Below are 18,070 nucleotides of genomic sequence, written 5' to 3' on the forward strand. Positions count from 1 at the left end.
CACAACGTATGTCGTTTAGCAGAATATTGACAATACTAATACTGATCACCACTTTCTCACTTTCCGCACAGGCACAGGGCCTGCTGAACAGGACCGTAACGGTGGAAGCCAAAAAACAAAAGTTATCGGAAGTACTGAACATCATTTCCAAGCAGGGTAATTTTTTCTTCTCTTATATCAGTAATATTCTTCCGCAGGACAGTCTCGTCAGTATCTCGGTGAAAAATAAAACGGTCCGGCAAACGTTGGATCAGCTATTGGACGGAGAATATCTCTACAAAGAATCGGGCAACTATATCATCCTCTTCAAAAAATCACCCGGACAAGTTTATTACCAGGTCACGGGTTTCGTGACGGACAGTAAAACAGGACAACGGGTACCGAATGCGAGCGTGTACGAACGACAGCAACTTATTTCCACTTTAACCAATAACGAAGGATATTTCAGGCTGCGGTTGCGGGATAAAACCCCTACCGCAGCCATCAGCATTAGTAAAGACCTGTATACCGACACCTCTGTACTGGTACATGCCGGGCAGGACCAGGAGCTGGCGGTGAATATTTCTCCCGTGAGCTATCAGCTGCGGGTGGTGGAAATTACCGGCCATAATATGAAGGTGGAAAAAACGTGGTGGGGACGTACCGTGCTGTCTTCCCGCCAGAAAATGCAGAGCCTCAACATTGGCGGTTTCTTTGCCGATAAACCCTATCAGGCTTCATTGACACCCGGCCTTGGTTCACACGGAAGAATGAGCGGACAGGTGGTCAACAAGTTCTCCATCAATTTTATCGGCGGTTATGCCGCGGGGGTGGATGGCTTTGAAATGGGCACTGTATTTAATATCGTGAAAGGCAATATGCAGCATGTGCAGGTGGGAGGCGTTTTTAACGTGGTAGGAGGAAAAACGAAGGGCGTGCAGATAGCCGGTGTTCACAACCAGGTGCTGGATTCCGTGCGCGGTGTACAGGTGGCGGGAGTCAGCAATATTGTGGAAGGGAGCACAAATGGCGTACAGATTTCCGGTGTTCTCGATCAGATACATGGTAATATGGAGGGCGTGCAGGCACAGGGCGTACTGGGTATCATACAGGGAGATGCAGACGGCTGGCAGCTATCAGGTGTCGGCAACTATGTTGGCGGTGAAGTATCAGGCGTTCAGTTGAGCGGGGTATACAACTACGCCGGCCACGATGTTGGCGGCACGCAGCTGTCCACTATCGGGAATATCAGTCATGGTACGATGAGAGGGCTGCAGCTCGGCACCATTTTCAACTATGCCAGGCATCTCAAAGGAGTGCAGATAGGATTGGTGAATATTGCGGATACTTCTTCCGGTTATACCATCGGTCTTGTTAATATCGTAAAACATGGTTATCACAAACTGTCTGTATATACCAATGAGGTGGTGAACTACAACGTGGCGTGGAAGACGGGCAGCAGCAAGTTATACAGCATCTTGCTCGCCGGTCTCAATGTGGGCGATAACAAAATATATACCGTGGGATATGGTATCGGCAAGGAGTTTAATTTTAACAAACGCCTTTTCCTCGCGGCTGAAATCACCGGCCAGAGCCTGTATACCGGTAACAACAAAGATTCCCAGCTGTACAGGGTACAACCTTTGCTGAACTTCCGGATCTCAGACAAAATTTCCATTTTCGCCGGTCCGGCCATGTCGTTTCACTTATATGAAGAATGGGACCCCAAACCCGGTTATATGTCTGAGCTTCCGGGCTCCGGCTATCATCCTTTCACATTGGGAGATGCGGGCCGCGGCTGGGTAGGCTGGCAGGCGGGCATCAGCATTTTCTGATTTTTATTTGTCGCTGCATAGGGGTAGTTGTTTATTGACGTGTCGTTAATCAGTACGCATTAATACACACTGATATGAAAATAACTACCTTGACCAGAATGATCGTTTTATCCCTACTGACCGTTAACAGTTTTACTATAAAAGTATCGGGACAGTCGAATGCCAGACCGGCCCATGTGGGGATCGTTTATCCGCTTAGTACCAACGGCACACAGGCTGCCAGCTATGTCAATCATTTTTCACTGCACGTTATCGCGGGTCTTTCCAAAGGAGAAACCGGCGCAGCGATCGCAGGTGTTTCCAATATTATCAAAGAAAGCAACAGCGGCGCTGCCATCGCCGGTTTTTCCAATCATATCGGTAACCTTACAAGAGGCGCCAGTATTTCAGGGTTTATGAACATGGTGCGGCAAGACGCGCATGGTATCATGGTGACGGGCTTCATGAACCAGGCCGGTAAGCTGCAGGGATATCAATTGGCCGGCTTTGCCAACATCGCGCAGAAAAGCGATGGCAACAGCGGACAGATATCCGGTTTCATGAACCTTACCGACAGCGTGAGCGTGGCTGTTACGGGCTTTTTAAACAGCCATCGCTCCGCAAAGGTACAGGTAGCGGGTTTCATCAACCAGGCCAAAGACGCTAATTCACAGATCGCCGGCTTCATGAACGTGGCTAAAAAAGTGAAAGGTGTGCAGGTAGCAGGTTTCCTGAACATTGCCGACAGCAGTGATTATTCGATTGCCCTGATCAACATCGTGAAAAATGGTGAAAGACAAATCAGCCTGAGCGTGGATGAAATGTCCAATACGGTCCTCTCCTTCAAATCCGGCGGACGCGTGTTATACGGTATTGTGGGCGTCGGCTACAATTTCAAAGGTGACAGCGCCACCCGCTACGTACTTCAAGGTGGTATCGGTGCACACCTGTTTATCAATTCCCATTTCCGGATTAATATGGAAGCCACCCATACCACTAATACCGACTTCCATAGAGCAGTGTACAATAAAAGCTCCTTTGGCGCTTTCCCGGCCTACCGGTTTGGCAACAATATAGAAGTGTTTGCGGGTCCTACCTTTAACTGGGTCAATACCAAAGAAGGTGTGGGTGAAGACCTGGCGCCATACTATATCTGGTCTAAACATCGCCGGAACGATAAGTTTGACGGTGCTTACATCGGGGGAACAGTCGGTGTGCAGGTTAGATTATAATCACTTGCCTGTGTTTAAAAACAGAAAGGGAGCGGCACGACACGCTCCCTTTATTTTTATATAACCGTGTACGTTAGTGTTTGGGAGAGAAGCGCAGCACATTGCCTTCCATCATCGCCGGAGTAATCACATCTCCCTGTTTGCTGAGCGTAAAATCAGCCGGGCCGGAGATCGGCTCTTTATTGACGGTAGTGGTTTTACCGGTTTTGAGATCTACTTCCACTACTACGCCTTTTTTTTCAAATGCCACCCAGTCGGACACCAGCAGCGTGTTGTGTTTGGTGAGGGCGATGCCGTCGTAGTAGCCGGTACGGTCTGTGAGGCGGACGAATTTTTTATCCTTCTGCGTCAGGTCCACATAGCCGATTTCACCGTTGGGCGTGCCAGCTGCGCCAAAGCCGCATACGTAGAGGCGTTGCCGTTTGCCGTCGTAGATCACGCCGTTGGCGCCTTTTACCGGGTTGTCAAATGCCAGTTCTTCATAGCGGGGCTGTGCGCCCAGATGCACGATATACACTTTGTTGATATCTGTGGCGGAGACAAATACGGTGGAATCGTTCATCGGTGCGATATCATTGAGCAGCACGCTGCCGGTGGCTGCCATATCGAGGGTGAACACCTGCTTGCCGGCAGACAGATCGAAGCCTTTTATTTTATCCACGTCCGGTGTGTACAGGATGTTATGCAGTACCCAGGTGCCTTTAGGAGAATCCAGGCCGCTGGCAAAGATGCTAATGTCGCCCTTACTGTTCATTTTATAAAGGATGCCGTCGCCGTCTTTTTTGGTGGGATCGCCGCCGGTATCGGAAATGTAATAGTCACTACCTTGGATGTATACACTTTCCGGTGCTTTCATGGGGGTGCGATTGAGTTGTTGCATCTGACCAAAGCCTGTACTGGCTGCTGTCAGCAGGGGAATCAGCAAATAAATTGTTTTCATGATGTTGATGGTTTATGGCAAAGATAGTGTTGGCAGGGAGCAGCGGAATAACAGAAAGCGTTCAGAAAATAGCAATTTTAGCCCGTTGCGCATTTTTAGGCGTGTCGCCGTAACGGCTTTTGTATTGTTTAATGAAGTAGGACGTGCTTTCAAATCCGCAGTCATCAGCTACTTCATTGACATTTTTAGGCGTATGGCGCAGCAGGTAGTCCGCATGTTTGAGGCGTTCGTCGTTGATCCATTTTTTGGGTGGAGCGTTATATATTTTGGCAAACTCCCTTTTGAAGGCAGAGAGACTTAACCCACATAGGGCCGCGTATTCCTGCAGGGACAATGGTTTGAGCAGATGTTCCCGGATAGTGAGCGTGAGATTTTCTGTACTGGTGTCGAACATATGATGCAGGAACGCCAGTACCTGTGCGCGATGCGGGCCGGAAAGCAGCAGCAGGAACACCTCCTGTATTTTCAGTTCCAGCAGTTTGCAGGTGTTGTCATTGGCGCGCTGCATGTAGTCGATGATACTGTTGCGGACATTGATGAGCTGTGCAGAGCAGGGCAACACCATGGGGATATTTGTACGCGCTTTTTTAATGTCTTCCATCTCTTCCAGGAAGGAGCGCAGGATGTGGTCATCCACGCAAAGCATCAGTCCCTGAAAGGTCCTGTCTTCTTCCGGCAGCAGTGCCGACATAAAATAGGTACCTCTTTTCAGAAGTATGAGATCACCAGCGGCAGCCACTATCTCCTCATCGGGAAGATGGATGTGTTTACTGCCGGAAATAATGAATACGAGGGTGTTTTCAGTGAGGAATCCTTCTGCTTTGGCCTGGTGCTCCACCAGTTTGAACCATGCCAGTGCGGATTTTCCGGCGCGGTTGATGTGCATGCCGGGATAGCTGCCGAATTCCTGCGGTAAGCGATATAACATAACGCGCAGATTAGTAAGATAAATGTTTTTACAAATATCAGGATTTCTTCATTTGTAGGAAGTAATATTTATGGCATTGTATTTGGTTAATCCATACCAAACACCTTGTATATGAAAACATGGCTATACTTACCACTTCTGTTGCTGGCTGTAGTATTTTCCAGCTGTACCAAAAACTATAATGAGGTTATCCCCAACAAGACAATTTTTTATGACGTGTCTACCACGACATGGAAGTTGGATAATCAGGGCGTTTATTACGTGCAGTTCGACGTACCGGAACTGGACCAGAATTCCAGCCAGCTGGATGGCGTGGTCGTTTCTGTTGCGCGTCAGCAGAACGGCGGATACAACCTCTTTGAGCTGTTACCGGAAGTATTCAACAATGAATACTATAATGTGATACACCAGGCTGGAACGCTGTTGGTGGAGCTGCGTGGGCCTAACGGTACGCAGGCACAGAAACCGACGGTGAACATGCGTTTTAAAATCGTGATCATCCCGGCTAACAACGCTTCCTAAACTCCTTTTAGTGAATATAAAGCAAAAAGCTTCCGCAGCGACGCGGAAGCTTTTTTTATTGTCTTTATGTGACCATTCTTCCCAGTTAATTGTGACATAACATACTTTTTGTTATTTTAAGCCGCTTAAAGCAACCCTGTTGGATGCTTACAGCTGAACAATAAAAAGTATTTCATGAACACCAGAAGAGATTTTATCAAGAAAGCAGCCCTGCTGTCTGGTGCCGCCGGCGTAGCCGGGTCCCTCCCGGGGTCCATCCAGCGTGCATTGGCCATCGACCCCCTTCCCGGTACCACTTTCCACGACGCAGAACACATCGTGATCCTGATGCAGGAAAACAGGTCGTTTGATCACTGCTACGGCACCCTTCGGGGTGTGAGAGGTTACAACGACCCCCGCGCTATCCGCCTCCCGAATAACAACCTGGTATGGCTGCAGACCAATGATAAGAACGAAACGTATGCTCCATTCCGGCTGAACATCCGGGATACCAAAGCTACCTGGATGAGCAGCCTGCCGCACTCCTGGAGCAACCAGGTAGACGCCCGCAATAACGGCCGTTACGATAAATGGCTACAGGTAAAAGCGTCCGGCAACAAGGACTGGGCGCCGATGCCGCTTACCCTGGGGTATTACAACCGGGTGGATATTCCTTTCTATTATGCCATGGCAGATGCTTTTACCGTATGTGACCAGAATTTCTGTTCCTCGCTGACAGGTACCACGCCCAACCGCCTGTACCTGTGGACAGGCACCCTGCGCGACGAGCAGAAAGCCAGCGCCAAAGCGAATGTATGGAATGAAGATGTGGACTATGGTGCAGAAGCCCATTGGACCTCTTTTCCTGAAAGACTGGAAGACAACGGCATCAGCTGGAAGATATACCAGAACGAAATCAGCGCCGCCGGCCTCGAAGGGGAGAAGGACGGTATGCTGGCCAACTTTACCGACAACCCGATCGAATGGTTTGCCGCTTTCAACGTGCGGTTTGCCACCGGTCATATCAAATACCTGCAACGCCGTATCCGGCAGCTGCCGGAAGAAATAGCGAAGTTGGCAGCCGGGATCCCTGCTGCTGACGGTGATAAAGCGAAGAAGATGCAGCAGCAACTGGAAAAGAAAAAGCAGGAACTGGAAAAGGTCAAAAAGGATGCGGAAACTTTTACCGCTGCCAATTTTGCTAAACTGCCACAACGTGCCCAAAACCTGCATAATAAAGCCTTTACAACCAATATCGCGGATGCTGACTATCACGAGCTGGAAACACTGCGCTATAAAGACGGCGATGTGGAAAGGACCGTACAGGTGCCTAAAGGCGACATTCTGCATCAGTTCCGCAGCGATGTGAACAACGGGCAGTTGCCCACCGTTTCCTGGCTGGTAGCTCCCGGTGAGTTCTCCGACCACCCGGGGTCTCCCTGGTATGGCGCCTGGTATGTGTCTGAAGTACTGGACATCCTCACCCAAAAAGAAGCGGTCTGGAAGAAAACCATTTTTATCCTTTGTTACGACGAGAACGATGGTTATTTTGACCACGTGCCTCCTTTTGTGGCGCCCTTCAAACCCGGTACAGGACTCGTTTCCAAAGGTATAGACACCGCAGTGGAATATGTTACCAAAGAGCAGGAGCAAGCCAAAGAACATGTTGGTAACGGTTCGGTACGGGAAAGCCCTATCGGTTTGGGTTACCGGGTTCCCCTGGTGATCGCTTCCCCGTGGAGCCGCGGCGGATACGTGAATTCGCAGGTGTTCGACCACACCTCTATCCTTCAGTTTATGGAAGACTTCCTGCAACATAAGACGGGTAAAGCCATTAAAGAAACGAATATCTCCGCCTGGCGCCGTACGGTATGCGGCGACCTGACGTCGGTGTTTCGCCCTTTTAACGGTGAAAAAGTAAAAGTACCCTTCCAGGAAAGGAATGAGTTCATCGAAAGTGTGTATAACGCCCGTTTCAAAAAACTGCCGGATGAATTTAAAAAACTCACCGCCGCTGAAATTGAAAAGATCAATACCCAACCGGCTAACGCCGAATGGATGCCGCGGCAGGAGGCTGGTACCCGTGTGGCCTGCGCATTGCCTTACCAGTTGTATGTAAACGGTAAGCTGGCTGTTGACAGGAAATCGTTCGAAATCAGTTTTGGCGCGTCCAATGAGGTGTTCGGCAAGAAGGCTGCCGGTTCGCCGTTCAACGTGTATGCTCCCGGTAAATACCTGCAGGCGGACAGTCGTGAGATGGAGCCGGTGCGGACCTGGTCTTACGCCGTTACCGCCGGTGATCAGCTAAAAGACGCCTGGCCTTTGTCTTCCTTCGGGGACGGGCAATACCGGCTGCGTACGTACGGCCCTAATGGCTTTTACCGTGAATTTGCCGGTAATGCACAAGACCCGCGGGTGGATATCACCTGTGAATATCAGCGTGCCCTGCGCAACCGCAAACAGCTGACCGGCAACAGCGACCTGCATATCGCTAACCGCGGCAGTAAAGCTATTACCGTGGTGGTGACAGACAATGCGTACGGCAAAGCTGCCATACGCAAAACCATTGCCGCCAATACACAGGCTGCCATTATTATCGATAACACCAGAAGCCACCGCTGGTATAACTTTACCGTAAAAGTGGAAGGCAACGACCAATTTGAACAACGTTTTGCCGGAAGAGTGGAAACGGGGGCGGAAAGCGTCAGCGACCCGGCCATGGCTTAGCTTCACGCGGAGTTCACGCAAAGCACGCAAAGGAGCAAAGAGCGCAAAGACTATATAAGCGAGCAGAGAAAGCAAAGGAGCGGAGATCAAATTTGATCTCCGCTCCTTTGCTTTCTTATTTAAACTTAAAAAAATCTTTGCGCTCTTTGCTCCTTTGCGTGCTTTGCGTGAACTCCGCGTGAACTCCGCGTGAAACTCCGCGTGAAATTCCACGGTTTGTTTCCCTGCAGCCACATCCGCAGCCCGGTTTCTGCCGGCGGCGGCTCTTTTTCGTTCTGGTGTTTATTTTGATGGTGAAAAGGCATGAGATACCTTTTCCTGTTCCCCCTGCTGGCATATCTCGTTTCAGGCTGTCATTCTCCCTCAGCACCTGAGAATGCCCAAGTCGTGACCGCTGACGTGCTCACACCCCGTAATACGGCGATCACCCCCGAAAACGCTTACAATGATCTCTTCCTGGATACGGCCGCTCTGGAAGGTTTTATTACCAAACGGCAGTTGAATGATACGGTGGCCAACCGGCTGCGCAGCTTTTACAATGCACGCAACTATGAGTTTGCCTGGATCGACAGCCGGGGGCTGACAGAAGAGGCCGCCGCTTTCCGCAGCCTGTTCAACCAAAGCTCCGATACCAGCGGTGACAAGCCGCTGAACAATAAGCTGGACAGGCTGCTGGAAGAAGACAGTCTGCGGGTGAAGGCTACCGATCCGGATATGGTCCAGACAGAGCTGATGCTTACCTGGAGGCTGGTGCGTTATTTCCGGCAGAACGGGGGAACAGTAGCGCAAATGGAGCACATGGCGCCTATGCAGAAAGAAGATATGATGGAAATGGCCGATTCCATGCTACATACCAGTGAAAAGCAGTATCCCGCCATTGCGGAGCTGAAACCCGCCTTGCGGAAGTACCGCGATATCGTCAAAGAGGGTGGGTGGCAGCCGGTAGATTCAGTGGCAGGGCAATTAAAAAAAGGGCAGTCATCTCCCGTGATCATCGGTATCAAACAAAGACTGATGGCCACAGGAGAGCTGAAGGAAAAAGACAGCAGCGGCCTGTTTACAAATGAACTGGAAGCTGCCGTTAACCGTTTCCGTAACGGACATGGTTATACGGAAAATGGCATTATTAACGATACGGTCATCAAGGCGATGAACATAACGGCCAGAGAGCGGTTAAAACAGTTGCTGATCAACATGCAGCGGATGAAGTGGTTGCCTGCCACACCCCAGGGTAAGCTGATCGTGGTGAATATTCCGGCTTTTATGCTGCATGTGACCAATAACGGTCAGAAGGTTTTTGACATGCCTATTGTAGTGGGAAAAGAGGGGCACAGCACTACCATGTTTTCAGGGAAATTGAACCAGGTGGTTTTCAGTCCTTACTGGAATATACCGCGCAGTATAGTACGGAAGGAGATACTGCCGGCGATGGCGCGTAACAGTGGTTACCTGGCCCGCAAGAACATGGAAATCACCGGGCATGTGAACGGACTGCCGGTGGTGCGGCAACGGCCGGGCGTACGCAATGCGTTGGGCCGTGTGAAGTTCCTGTTTCCCAACAGCTTCAATATCTACTTTCATGATACGCCCGAAAAGGGACTGTTTAACCGGGATAACCGCGCGTACAGCCATGGTTGTATACGGCTGAAAGACCCGGTGGCGATGGCGAAGTTCGTGTTGGAAGATGCGCCCGAATGGACAGCTGAAAAAATAGATGCCGCCATGAACAGCGGCAAACAGAAATATGTGGCCGTAAAACATCCGGTGCCGGTGATTATCACCTACTTCACCGCCTGGGCGGATGAAGACGGGACCTTACACATGGTACCGGACGTGTACGGGCATGATGCGGTGATGAAACAAAAAATGTTTTAGCTGTTCACACTGTCTTTCACCAGCATCCTGGAATGCATGGAGTAGTATTTGTCCGGGCTGTAAAGGAACAGGCAGGTGCCGTTGGCAATACGTTGTATCACTTTGCGGTGTACACCTTCCGGAATGGCCGGGCAACCGAGGCTGCGGCCAATGTATCCCTGGCTTTTGATCAGGGCCTCGTTGACATAGGCAGCACTGTGCATCACGATACCGCGGCTGAGCGCATTGTCGTTGATGCCGGCTTCTTCGCCTTCCAGCCGGAGGGAATAACCATGCTCCCCGTTATAGGTGTCGCCGGTTACATAAAAGCCAAGGCTGCTCTTGTAGCTGTTTATTTTATTGGAAAAGGTGCTGGCCAGCAGGGTACCGGAATTCCGGCCATGGGATACCAGCGTATTAAACAACAGCAGTTTGTTTTTGACGTCGATCACAAAAAGCCGCTTCTTGCTGGAAGGCAGCGAAAAATCGACAATCGAGAGAATGTCCGGGTTCCTGAGCCGGCCATTGTTTTCCAGTTGATTGTATCCCTGCATTGCGCTCTCAAATGCGTCCCGGGACAAGCCGGTCGTATCCAGCCGCATGCTGTCATACAAACTCTCCTCCTGCAGTGAGTCGTTCACTGCAGGTATAAGGGTGCGATGCGCATGGGCAGGATTTTTTTCAGCTGAGGTGAGGGTGGTAATCAGGAATACAAAAAAACCGATGGTTGCAATAAAAATTAACGGTTTAATAAACTTCTTCACTTTCAATGTCACTCCGTAAAATATTTATCAAGGTTAGAGAATGATGATTTATTCCATATCGTACGAAAATAACGATTATCGCCCGGAAATCTTGCCCCAAAAATGCCCGTTCCAGCTCGCTTCCGGCTATTTTAACAATATGTTGACATACATGGAAAATGTTTATATGGGCCAATTTTGGTGAAAAAGGGGACAATTTCAGCATAGGATCCCATGGACGGATGATTATCTTTAACGTCAGATCCAAAACAGCCCTTGCGTTATGATTAAAAGATATCTGGTCCTTTTTCCTCTGTTGTTCTTGTTTGCCCGCACAAACGCTGGTACAGGGGAGCCTGTGAAAGAACTAATCCAACAGATGGCAGCCGATGTGGAAGACCTGCACAAAGTTTATATTTTCCGGTACAGCCCGGAATATTTCGGGCGTATGCGTACTTATTACCAGCAAACGCTGACGTCGCTGAAAGCCATACCCTTTGCGTCTTTACCGGTGACGGAACAGGTGGATTACCTTCTCCTGAAGCGGAAGGTGGGCCAGGAACTGCAGCAGATCGACGACAACGAAACGTTGTATAAACTACTGACTCCTGCAGTCATTCCTTTTGCCCAGCCGCTGATGACCATGCAGGTAAAGCGCCGCCGTGGCGATAACCCGGATGTGCCAAAAATCGCGGCGGACCTGGCCATCGTACAGCAACAGATCATCACCGCCCAGGCAGCCCTGAAAAAACAAAGCCGCCTGACGCCTGCGCAGGCCCGTGAGGCCGCAGATATGGTAAGCGACCTGCGTAACGGCCTCAAAAACGTATATACGTTCTATTATGGTTATGAACCGGCCTTCACCAAACAGATAAAACAGCCCTATCAGCAAACAGACAGCCTGCTGGGCCAGTATGCCCGTTTTCTTGGTCAGGAGCTGGCAGACAAAAGCGATAAGTCCCTCGATGCCTCCGGCATCAAAGGAACACCTATCGGCAGGGAAGCGCTCATCTCACAATTGCAGTATGAGATGATCCCTTATACACCGGAAGAGCTGGTAGAAATGGCCAATAAGGAGTTTGCCTGGTGCGATGCGGAAATGCTGAAGGCATCCGCCGCCCTGGGTTTCGGCAAAGACTGGAAAAAAGCGATGGAAAAAGTGAAGGAAAATCACGTAGCGCCGGGCCGGCAGCCGGAAATGATCCACCGGCTCGCCGATGAAGCCATCAAATTTGTGGAAGACAGCAACCTGGTTACCGTACCGGCGCTGGCGAAAGAAGCATGGCGTATGTTCATGTTATCTAAAGAACAGCAGCGCTTTGCCCCCTTTTTCCTGGGGGGAGAATCTATCCTGGTGGCCTATCCTACCGACGACATGGATGAAGCCACCAGGGCCATGAGCCTTCGAAGCAACAACTACGCTTTTTCCCATGCGACCGTTTTCCATGAACTGATACCAGGGCACAACCTTCAAGGTTTCATGAACAAACGCAACAAGCCCTACCGCCGGATGTTCAGCACGCCCTTTTCCGTGGAGGGATGGGCGTTATACTGGGAAATGCTGCTGTGGAATAAGAACTTCCACAGCACGCCTGAACAAAAGGTAGGAGCGTTGTTCTGGCGCATGCACCGCTGCGCCCGCATTATCTTCTCCCTGAATTATCACCTGGGTAAATGGACGCCACAGCAATGTATCGACTTCCTCGTGGACAGGGTAGGGCACGAGCGCTTCAGCGCCTCTTCAGAAGTACGCCGCTCTTTCGAAGGTAACTACGGCCCCCTGTACCAGATCGCTTATATGATGGGCGGATTGCAGCTGCGGGCGCTGCATCATGAGCTGATTGACAGCGGTAAGATGGGCGAAAAACAATTCCATGATGCCTTTTTGCAGGAAAACGCTATTCCCATCGAGATGTTCCGCGCTATCATCACCAACCAGTCACTGACGCCGGAGTTTAAAACCCAATGGCGGTTTGCGGACCAATTGTTGCAACAATAGGGAATCGTTATTTTTATAAAAAAATGCCATGCCTGAATTACCTGACCTGAACGTGTTCAGCCACAACCTGGAGAAAGTATTACTGCACAAGCAGCTGGAAACCATCGACGTACCGGTGAAAAAGAAACTGCGTACCCCCGAAAAGGAGCTGAAAGCAGCACTGGAAGGGCAACGCCTGGAATCCATCCACCGTGTGGGCAAGGAGCTGCATATGGAGTTTAAAAACGGCCATGTACTTGGGATGCACCTGATGCTGCATGGCAAACTATATTTGTTTGAAGATAACAACGAACAGAAACATACTATCTGTACGTTGTTATTCAAAGGAGGTAAAGGCCTGGCGCTGACGGACTACCAGGGCCAGGCGAACATCTTCCTGGACCCTGAGCCGAAGGAAGCACCGGATGCCCTTTCGAAAGAACTAACCCCGGCATGGCTGGAGGCAGCATTGGGCAAAAAAAGAACGGCCATCAAAAAATTCCTGACAGATCAGCATAATATTCTTGGTATCGGTAATGCCTATGCGGACGATATCCTGTGGGAAGCCCGTATCTCCCCCTTTTCTGTTTGCAATAAAATTCCTTCGGCAGCTATCAAAGCGCTGCATAAAGCCATTCATAAAGTATTGACCGACGCGGAAAAAAATATCCGTAAACATCATCCGGATATTATCAACGGCGAGGTGCGCGATTATATGCTGGTGCATAACCATAAGTTGACCGAAAGTCCCGGTGGTGCCGCCATTCAGCATGTTTCGTCCGGCGGGAAAACCTATTACACAGATGAACAGGTGGAGTATAAATAAGCAAATATTATACGTGCAGCAACGCCTTTAGTGCTGATGCATTTTTCAGGGCATACCCGTGGCCATCGTTGTTGAAAAACGCCCATACGGCGTGTTTGTCTGCATGCCATTTCTTTATTTTAGCAGCATAGGCTTTCATTGTTTTATTGTCATAGGCGGTATCATAATGACCGTTGGGCCCGTGAAAGCGGAGGTATATATGTTTGGCCGTTACCCTTTCGGCAAACGGCCAGCGGCCACCAGCGTCAGCGATCACCCAGGCGATATTGTATTGCTCCAGCAACTGGAAGGCTGCTTCCTGTAACCAGCTGTCATGCCTGGCCTCCAGGGCAAATTCATATTCACGGTAAGTAGTTTTCAGGACCTCGAAGAAAGCGTGTATCCGTTCAGGTTGGAACACCAGCGAAGGAGGCAGCTGAATCAATACGGGACCGAGGCTGGCCCTCACGGGATCGAATATGCTGAAATAACGTTCCAGTGGTTCTGCCGGCTCCAGTAGCCGTTTTACATGGGTGATATAGCGGCTGAGCTTCGGACAGAACCAGAAACGTTTTGGTACCTTTTTTACCCAGTTTTCCACAGTACCTGGTTTAGGCAGATGATAGAAGCTGGTATTGATCTCTGTGGTTTTATAGGATTGCGCATAAAACGGGAGATATTCCACTGGCTTCAGTTCCGGAGGATAAAAAATTTCTCTCCAGTGTTTATAACTCCAGCCGGAAGTACCGATATAAATACCTTTTTTTGCCATAGGCAATGAGGTGCAAAAGCCGTTCCTTCGCCACCGATCAGCCCGGCGTGATGATCACTGCCGGTGTTTCTTCCCGCTGTTCGTAGATGTTGGCGGCGATTTTCTCCACCAATGGTTTAGGGAAAAATTTAGGCAGGAATGCATTCAGTTTGTTGACAAACCCCGGCACAATTTCCGCCTTCCCTTTAAACAGGCCGTTGACGGCTATCTTAGCCACTTTCTCAGGCGTCATGTTAAACCGGTCCGCCAGTTTGCGGGTGCTGCCGCCCATGCGGGCGCGGTTTACAAAGTCGGTGTCTGTGCTGCCGGGACTGAGGGCACTGACGGAGATGGGGGAGTGCCGCAGCTCATAGCGCAGTCCCCGGGTAAACGACAACGCAAAAGCTTTGGTCGCCGCATAGATATTGAGATAAGGGACAGTCTGATAGGCCGTAGTGCTGGCGAGGTTGAGCAACCAGGATTTTGGAAACCGGCGCAGTACCGGGATATAGGCGTAAGATAGCCCCACCTGTGCCTTTACGTTTACATCGATGATGTTGAACTGTTCTTCGAGGGTGAGGTTTTCAAAAGCGCCATTGATGCCATAGCCGGCGTTGTTGACTACTACGCTGAGCTGATCATGCCAGCGGCTGCTCCAGGTGGTGACTCTCGATAATGCGTCCGGCTGCGACAGGTCCTGATGAAGCGTGTGTACATGGACGTGATAAAGCCCCACTAATGCTGTCGCTGTTTCCTGCAGGGAAGTATCATCAAGATCTACCAGTAACAGGTGATAGTTTCTTTGTGCCAGTTCGGCTGCGATGGCTTTGCCAATACCCTTGGCAGCGCCGGTTACCAATGCGTAAGACATACGTATAATATTTTATGTTAGATGGCGGTACTGTTGACTTCCGCCAGTTTGCCTTCGGCGGTTTTGACAGCTGCCCATTGCGGTTTGCCGCCGTACAGGTGCTGTTTCAGTTGCGCCAGTTTGTGATAAAATGGTGTAGGGGATTGTGCGTGTTTGGGCTGATAAGCGCCGGTAACTACCGGGATATACATCACCCTGCGGCGGCTTTTTTCGCCGGTAAAGGGTGACTGCTGCACGCGGTGCCACAGGCGTCCGTCATGAACGGTCAGGTCGCCGGCTTCAATGTCGAAGCCTGTTTCCTGCTTGTCCGGCGCATGATCGATAAAGTATTTTTTGCGGAAGAGCAGCCGGAAGAGGCCCTGCCGGTGAGTGCCGGCGAGTACGCGCAGGCCGCCGTTTTCCAGCGGGCAGTCATCGAGGTGGATACCTACGTTGAGCATCGGCAGGATACGTGTGCCCAGGAACAGGTCCCGCGGGCTGTCGGTATGCCATCCCAGCTGGCGGAACTGGCTGCTGTTGGTATTGACGTAGTGGTTGATCACAAGCCCGTCTTTTTCGTTTTCGCCGATGCGTCCGTCGTAAGGCGACAACAGATTGGTCAGCGCCAGGAGACGTTCATCTTTCAGTAGCTCCCGCAGGGCATTACTGTAATGAGAGGCAAATGCGATACGCTGTATCAGCGGCGTACCGTTAATATCGGTCCCGAATTTTAAAGGGATACCGTTTACTTTCTGTACCTGGTTACGCAGGAGGAAATCCTGTACCTGAGCCACTTCCCTTAGGATATCTGACAGGGATGCCCTGTCGAGGAAGTTTTTGAATTGTATGATACCATGTTGCTGAAAGTAAGTCAGTTGCGGCGCAGTGACAGTTTTCCCCAGATGAAATACGGGTTGGTTGTTCGTTTTCATGACGAGCAGTTTTTTGTAACAGTAAAAATGATGGTTGGATACGAAGCTGTATGTGCGGAAGTTTGGTGGGGAAGACCGCAGCAGGGGGATCAGGATTAACAACAACAGGAGCAGGCCGCTGGTTGACCGGCAGATAGAATCCTTTGCAGGAGCAGGTTTAGATGGTGATGGTGATTTTCCATAATGGTAGATTTTATTAGTCTACTAATTATGTAGACAAATGTAGGTAAAAAGATCTGATAAAAAATACAAGGGGGACTAAAATTTTTTTCGGGGCCTGATAATGATGTGGTTAGTGAAGTTGTTGGAGATCTTCGGGGGTGTCTATATCAATAATACCTTCGGGGAAGGAGACGGTGGACACATCTTCGGGGTGTTGAAGAATGATTTTTTTCGCGCCTTCCTGCCCGCCTAACGTTATTAGGTGCGGAAAATACTTTTGATGGAAGAGAACGGGTGCACCTGTTATGCCGCCGTAAGAGCAGGCGGTTATACCTTTTTTTTGCCGGAGGTGGGTGCCGATCATTTCTTCCAACAGCGCGGGGGTGATAAATGGCTGATCGCAGAGGAGAATTAAGATGTTGCTAACGTGATTGCTTATACGTAGTATTTCGCGGACGCCGGTTTGTATGGAGCTGCCCATACCGCTTTCCCAGTCGGGGTTGATCACCGTGGTGGCTTCACTATCCTGCATATCAGGCAGGATAGTGTCGGCGAAGGCGCCCAATACCACCACGACAGGGCGTGCGGTGGTCTGTTGCGCAGTATAAAGGATACGTTGCAGCAGGCTTTGTTGCTGAAAGCGGACCTGCTGCTTGGGCGTTCCCAGGCGGCGGGAAGCGCCGGCGGCGAGTATGACGATACCGGTGTGGCGCATCACAGTTGTTGTTGAATGATCTGTTGATGGGCGCGCTGATGGATAGCGGCAGGATTGTTACGCAGCGAGTCACCTGCGGCGCCGGCCATGACGGCCTTCACCTCGCTGATGATAGACAGCGCTATTTCCTCCGGGGCGTCGGCGCCGATGTCCAGCCCGGCAGGGCCGTATATGCGTGCCCGTTGTTCCGGTGAAGCCGCCGTACCTGCTTCTTCCATTTCCTGCAACATGCGTTGCAGTTTCCTGGCTGGTCCCAGAACGCCGGTGTAACGGAGGTGATGCGGCAGCAGTGCGGTCAGCAGGGCGATGTCGTAGTTATAGTTATGGGTCATCAGTACGGCGGCGGTATAGTCATCCGGTTGCAGGTGTTGCAATACTTCCACCGGTTTGGCGACGATGACGCGCGTAGCTTCCGGGAAGCGTTGTGCCTGGGCGTAAGCCGGACGACCGTCCACAACGATGGTATGCCATCCCAGAACGGAGGCTATTTTCACCAGCGGCCGTACATCGTTACCGGCGCCGGCAATGAGCAGTTGCAAGGCCGGCGGATGCCAGGCGATAAGCGCTGTGATCTGGTCCGGGCCGTCGTTGTAAGTTTTTACGGCGGAGCGTCTGGCTGTAAACGCCGCGCACACATCGGTCAGTATGGCGGTGCGTAGCGGACCGTCTTCCATCAGCACCTGTCTTTCTCCGCCATCGGTGATTAGTATACAGGTACCGGGTTGCGGAGCGGAGCGTTGTTGCGGGCGGAAGAGCGTTACCATCACCGTAGTGTCGCGGCTGCCGGCCTGTTGCTGCAGCAGTGTGAGCGGATTCAGGGCGAGGTGCGGCCCCAGTGGCTCCAGCAGGATGTGTATGATACCGTTGCATCCCAGTCCCACGCCAATAACGGCATCGTCTTCATCGGTGGTATCGTAGGTGACCAGCATGGGTTGTTGTTGCAACATGGCGAGTTGCGCTTTGCGCAGTGCGTCACCTTCGAGGCAGCCACCGCTGATAGCGCCTGTCAGTGCGCCGTTTTCAGTGATCAGCATCCGCGCTCCGGGCTGCCGGTAGGCGGAACCTTCCACGTGCACAACGGTCGCCAGTGCGGTTTGCAGGCCTTGCTGACTGGCGGCAAGGTACGCCTTCACGATATCTTCCAGCTCTTTTTGCATGG

General features: G+C 50.9%; 15 protein-coding genes. 7 read left to right on the forward strand and 8 right to left on the reverse strand.

The features are described from left to right. The first annotated feature begins 8 nt into the window (after positions 1-8). Together B5D63_RS03580 and B5D63_RS03585 are read left to right on the forward strand one after the other, a co-directional pair. Positions 9-1,814 (forward strand): STN and carboxypeptidase regulatory-like domain-containing protein, encoded by a 1,806-nt coding sequence (locus tag B5D63_RS03580; protein ID WP_143312750.1) that lies wholly within the window; start codon positions 9-11, stop codon positions 1,812-1,814. A gap of 74 nt (positions 1,815-1,888) precedes the next feature. Continuing rightward, the gene (locus tag B5D63_RS03585; protein WP_143312751.1) at positions 1,889-3,025 is read left to right on the forward strand and encodes a hypothetical protein; all 1,137 of its coding nucleotides are present in this window, start codon (positions 1,889-1,891) and stop codon (positions 3,023-3,025) included. Between the two features lie 73 nt (positions 3,026-3,098). On the opposite strand, the gene B5D63_RS03590 is transcribed toward B5D63_RS03585, so the two are convergent. Then, positions 3,099-3,965, reverse strand: coding sequence for an NHL repeat-containing protein (locus B5D63_RS03590; protein ID WP_078667382.1), 867 nt, complete (start codon positions 3,963-3,965; stop codon positions 3,099-3,101). 61 nt (positions 3,966-4,026) lie between these two features. After that, a complete protein-coding gene (locus B5D63_RS03595) occupies positions 4,027-4,893 on the reverse strand; it encodes an AraC family transcriptional regulator (RefSeq protein ID WP_078667383.1) in 867 nt (288 codons plus the stop codon). Between the two features lie 111 nt (positions 4,894-5,004). Here B5D63_RS03595 and B5D63_RS03600 point away from each other — a divergent pair, with 111 nt between their 5' ends. The 3 genes from B5D63_RS03600 (at position 5,005) to B5D63_RS03615 (ending at position 9,996) form a co-directional block, all read left to right on the forward strand. Continuing rightward, positions 5,005-5,415 (forward strand): hypothetical protein, encoded by a 411-nt coding sequence (locus B5D63_RS03600; protein ID WP_143312752.1) that lies wholly within the window; start codon positions 5,005-5,007, stop codon positions 5,413-5,415. A gap of 174 nt (positions 5,416-5,589) precedes the next feature. Then, positions 5,590-8,121, forward strand: a complete 2,532-nt coding sequence (locus tag B5D63_RS03605; RefSeq protein ID WP_078667385.1) for a phosphocholine-specific phospholipase C — start codon at positions 5,590-5,592, stop codon at positions 8,119-8,121. A 303-nt stretch (positions 8,122-8,424) separates the two neighbouring features. Further along, a complete protein-coding gene (locus B5D63_RS03615; RefSeq protein WP_078667387.1) occupies positions 8,425-9,996 on the forward strand; it encodes a L,D-transpeptidase family protein in 1,572 nt (523 codons plus the stop codon). On the opposite strand, the gene B5D63_RS03620 is transcribed toward B5D63_RS03615, so the two are convergent. Next, positions 9,993-10,751: a murein L,D-transpeptidase catalytic domain family protein gene (locus B5D63_RS03620; protein WP_235021453.1), complete on the reverse strand. Its 759-nt coding sequence runs from the start codon at positions 10,749-10,751 to the stop codon at positions 9,993-9,995. The two genes, B5D63_RS03615 and B5D63_RS03620, sit on opposite strands and share 4 nt — an antisense overlap. Positions 10,752-11,076: 325 nt before the next feature. Here B5D63_RS03620 and B5D63_RS03625 point away from each other — a divergent pair, with 325 nt between their 5' ends. Both B5D63_RS03625 and B5D63_RS03630 read left to right on the forward strand, forming a co-directional pair. Then, entirely contained in the window at positions 11,077-12,717 is a 1,641-nt protein-coding gene (locus B5D63_RS03625; RefSeq protein WP_159455876.1) for a DUF885 family protein, read from the forward strand. Between the two features lie 28 nt (positions 12,718-12,745). Further along, complete coding sequence (locus B5D63_RS03630; protein WP_078667389.1) at positions 12,746-13,522, forward strand: DNA-formamidopyrimidine glycosylase family protein; 777 nt, start codon at positions 12,746-12,748, stop codon at positions 13,520-13,522. Positions 13,523-13,529: 7 nt separating this feature from the next. On the opposite strand, the gene B5D63_RS03635 is transcribed toward B5D63_RS03630, so the two are convergent. The 5 genes from B5D63_RS03635 to B5D63_RS03655 form a co-directional block, all read right to left on the reverse strand. Then, complete coding sequence (locus B5D63_RS03635) at positions 13,530-14,273, reverse strand: DUF72 domain-containing protein (RefSeq protein ID WP_078667390.1); 744 nt, start codon at positions 14,271-14,273, stop codon at positions 13,530-13,532. A 37-nt stretch (positions 14,274-14,310) separates the two neighbouring features. After that, on the reverse strand, positions 14,311-15,123 hold the full coding sequence (locus B5D63_RS03640; RefSeq protein WP_078667391.1) for an SDR family NAD(P)-dependent oxidoreductase: 813 nt from the start codon (positions 15,121-15,123) through the stop codon (positions 14,311-14,313). A 17-nt stretch (positions 15,124-15,140) separates the two neighbouring features. Beyond that, on the reverse strand, positions 15,141-16,034 hold the full coding sequence (locus tag B5D63_RS03645; RefSeq protein WP_078667392.1) for a phytanoyl-CoA dioxygenase family protein: 894 nt from the start codon (positions 16,032-16,034) through the stop codon (positions 15,141-15,143). A gap of 292 nt (positions 16,035-16,326) precedes the next feature. Next, positions 16,327-16,911: a nucleotidyltransferase family protein gene (locus tag B5D63_RS03650; RefSeq protein WP_078667393.1), complete on the reverse strand. Its 585-nt coding sequence runs from the start codon at positions 16,909-16,911 to the stop codon at positions 16,327-16,329. Continuing rightward, a complete protein-coding gene (locus B5D63_RS03655) occupies positions 16,911-18,068 on the reverse strand; it encodes an XdhC family protein (RefSeq protein WP_078667394.1) in 1,158 nt (385 codons plus the stop codon). The genes B5D63_RS03650 and B5D63_RS03655 overlap by 1 nt, the downstream gene beginning before the upstream one ends. Between the last annotated feature and the right edge of the window lie 2 nt (positions 18,069-18,070).

This window comes from Chitinophaga eiseniae (assembly GCF_900167135.1).
Classification (GTDB): Bacteria; Bacteroidota; Bacteroidia; order Chitinophagales; family Chitinophagaceae; genus Chitinophaga; species Chitinophaga eiseniae.

Bases quoted from the DNA above. Each gene is read 5' to 3' on its own strand.
- B5D63_RS03630 (WP_078667389.1), top strand. From the start codon at position 12,746: ATGCCTGAATTACCTGACCTGAACGTGTTCAGCCACAACCTGGAGAAA.
- B5D63_RS03650 (WP_078667393.1), bottom strand. From the start codon at position 16,911: ATGCGCCACACCGGTATCGTCATACTCGCCGCCGGCGCTTCCCGCCGC.
- B5D63_RS03640 (WP_078667391.1), bottom strand. From the start codon at position 15,123: ATGTCTTACGCATTGGTAACCGGCGCTGCCAAGGGTATTGGCAAAGCC.
- B5D63_RS03585 (WP_143312751.1), top strand. From the start codon at position 1,889: ATGAAAATAACTACCTTGACCAGAATGATCGTTTTATCCCTACTGACC.
- B5D63_RS03615 (WP_078667387.1), top strand. From the start codon at position 8,425: ATGAGATACCTTTTCCTGTTCCCCCTGCTGGCATATCTCGTTTCAGGC.
- B5D63_RS03580 (WP_143312750.1), top strand. From the start codon at position 9: ATGTCGTTTAGCAGAATATTGACAATACTAATACTGATCACCACTTTC.
- B5D63_RS03600 (WP_143312752.1), top strand. From the start codon at position 5,005: ATGAAAACATGGCTATACTTACCACTTCTGTTGCTGGCTGTAGTATTT.
- B5D63_RS03605 (WP_078667385.1), top strand. From the start codon at position 5,590: ATGAACACCAGAAGAGATTTTATCAAGAAAGCAGCCCTGCTGTCTGGT.
- B5D63_RS03590 (WP_078667382.1), bottom strand. From the start codon at position 3,965: ATGAAAACAATTTATTTGCTGATTCCCCTGCTGACAGCAGCCAGTACA.
- B5D63_RS03655 (WP_078667394.1), bottom strand. From the start codon at position 18,068: ATGCAAAAAGAGCTGGAAGATATCGTGAAGGCGTACCTTGCCGCCAGT.
- B5D63_RS03635 (WP_078667390.1), bottom strand. From the start codon at position 14,273: ATGGCAAAAAAAGGTATTTATATCGGTACTTCCGGCTGGAGTTATAAA.
- B5D63_RS03595 (WP_078667383.1), bottom strand. From the start codon at position 4,893: ATGTTATATCGCTTACCGCAGGAATTCGGCAGCTATCCCGGCATGCAC.
- B5D63_RS03645 (WP_078667392.1), bottom strand. From the start codon at position 16,034: ATGAAAACGAACAACCAACCCGTATTTCATCTGGGGAAAACTGTCACT.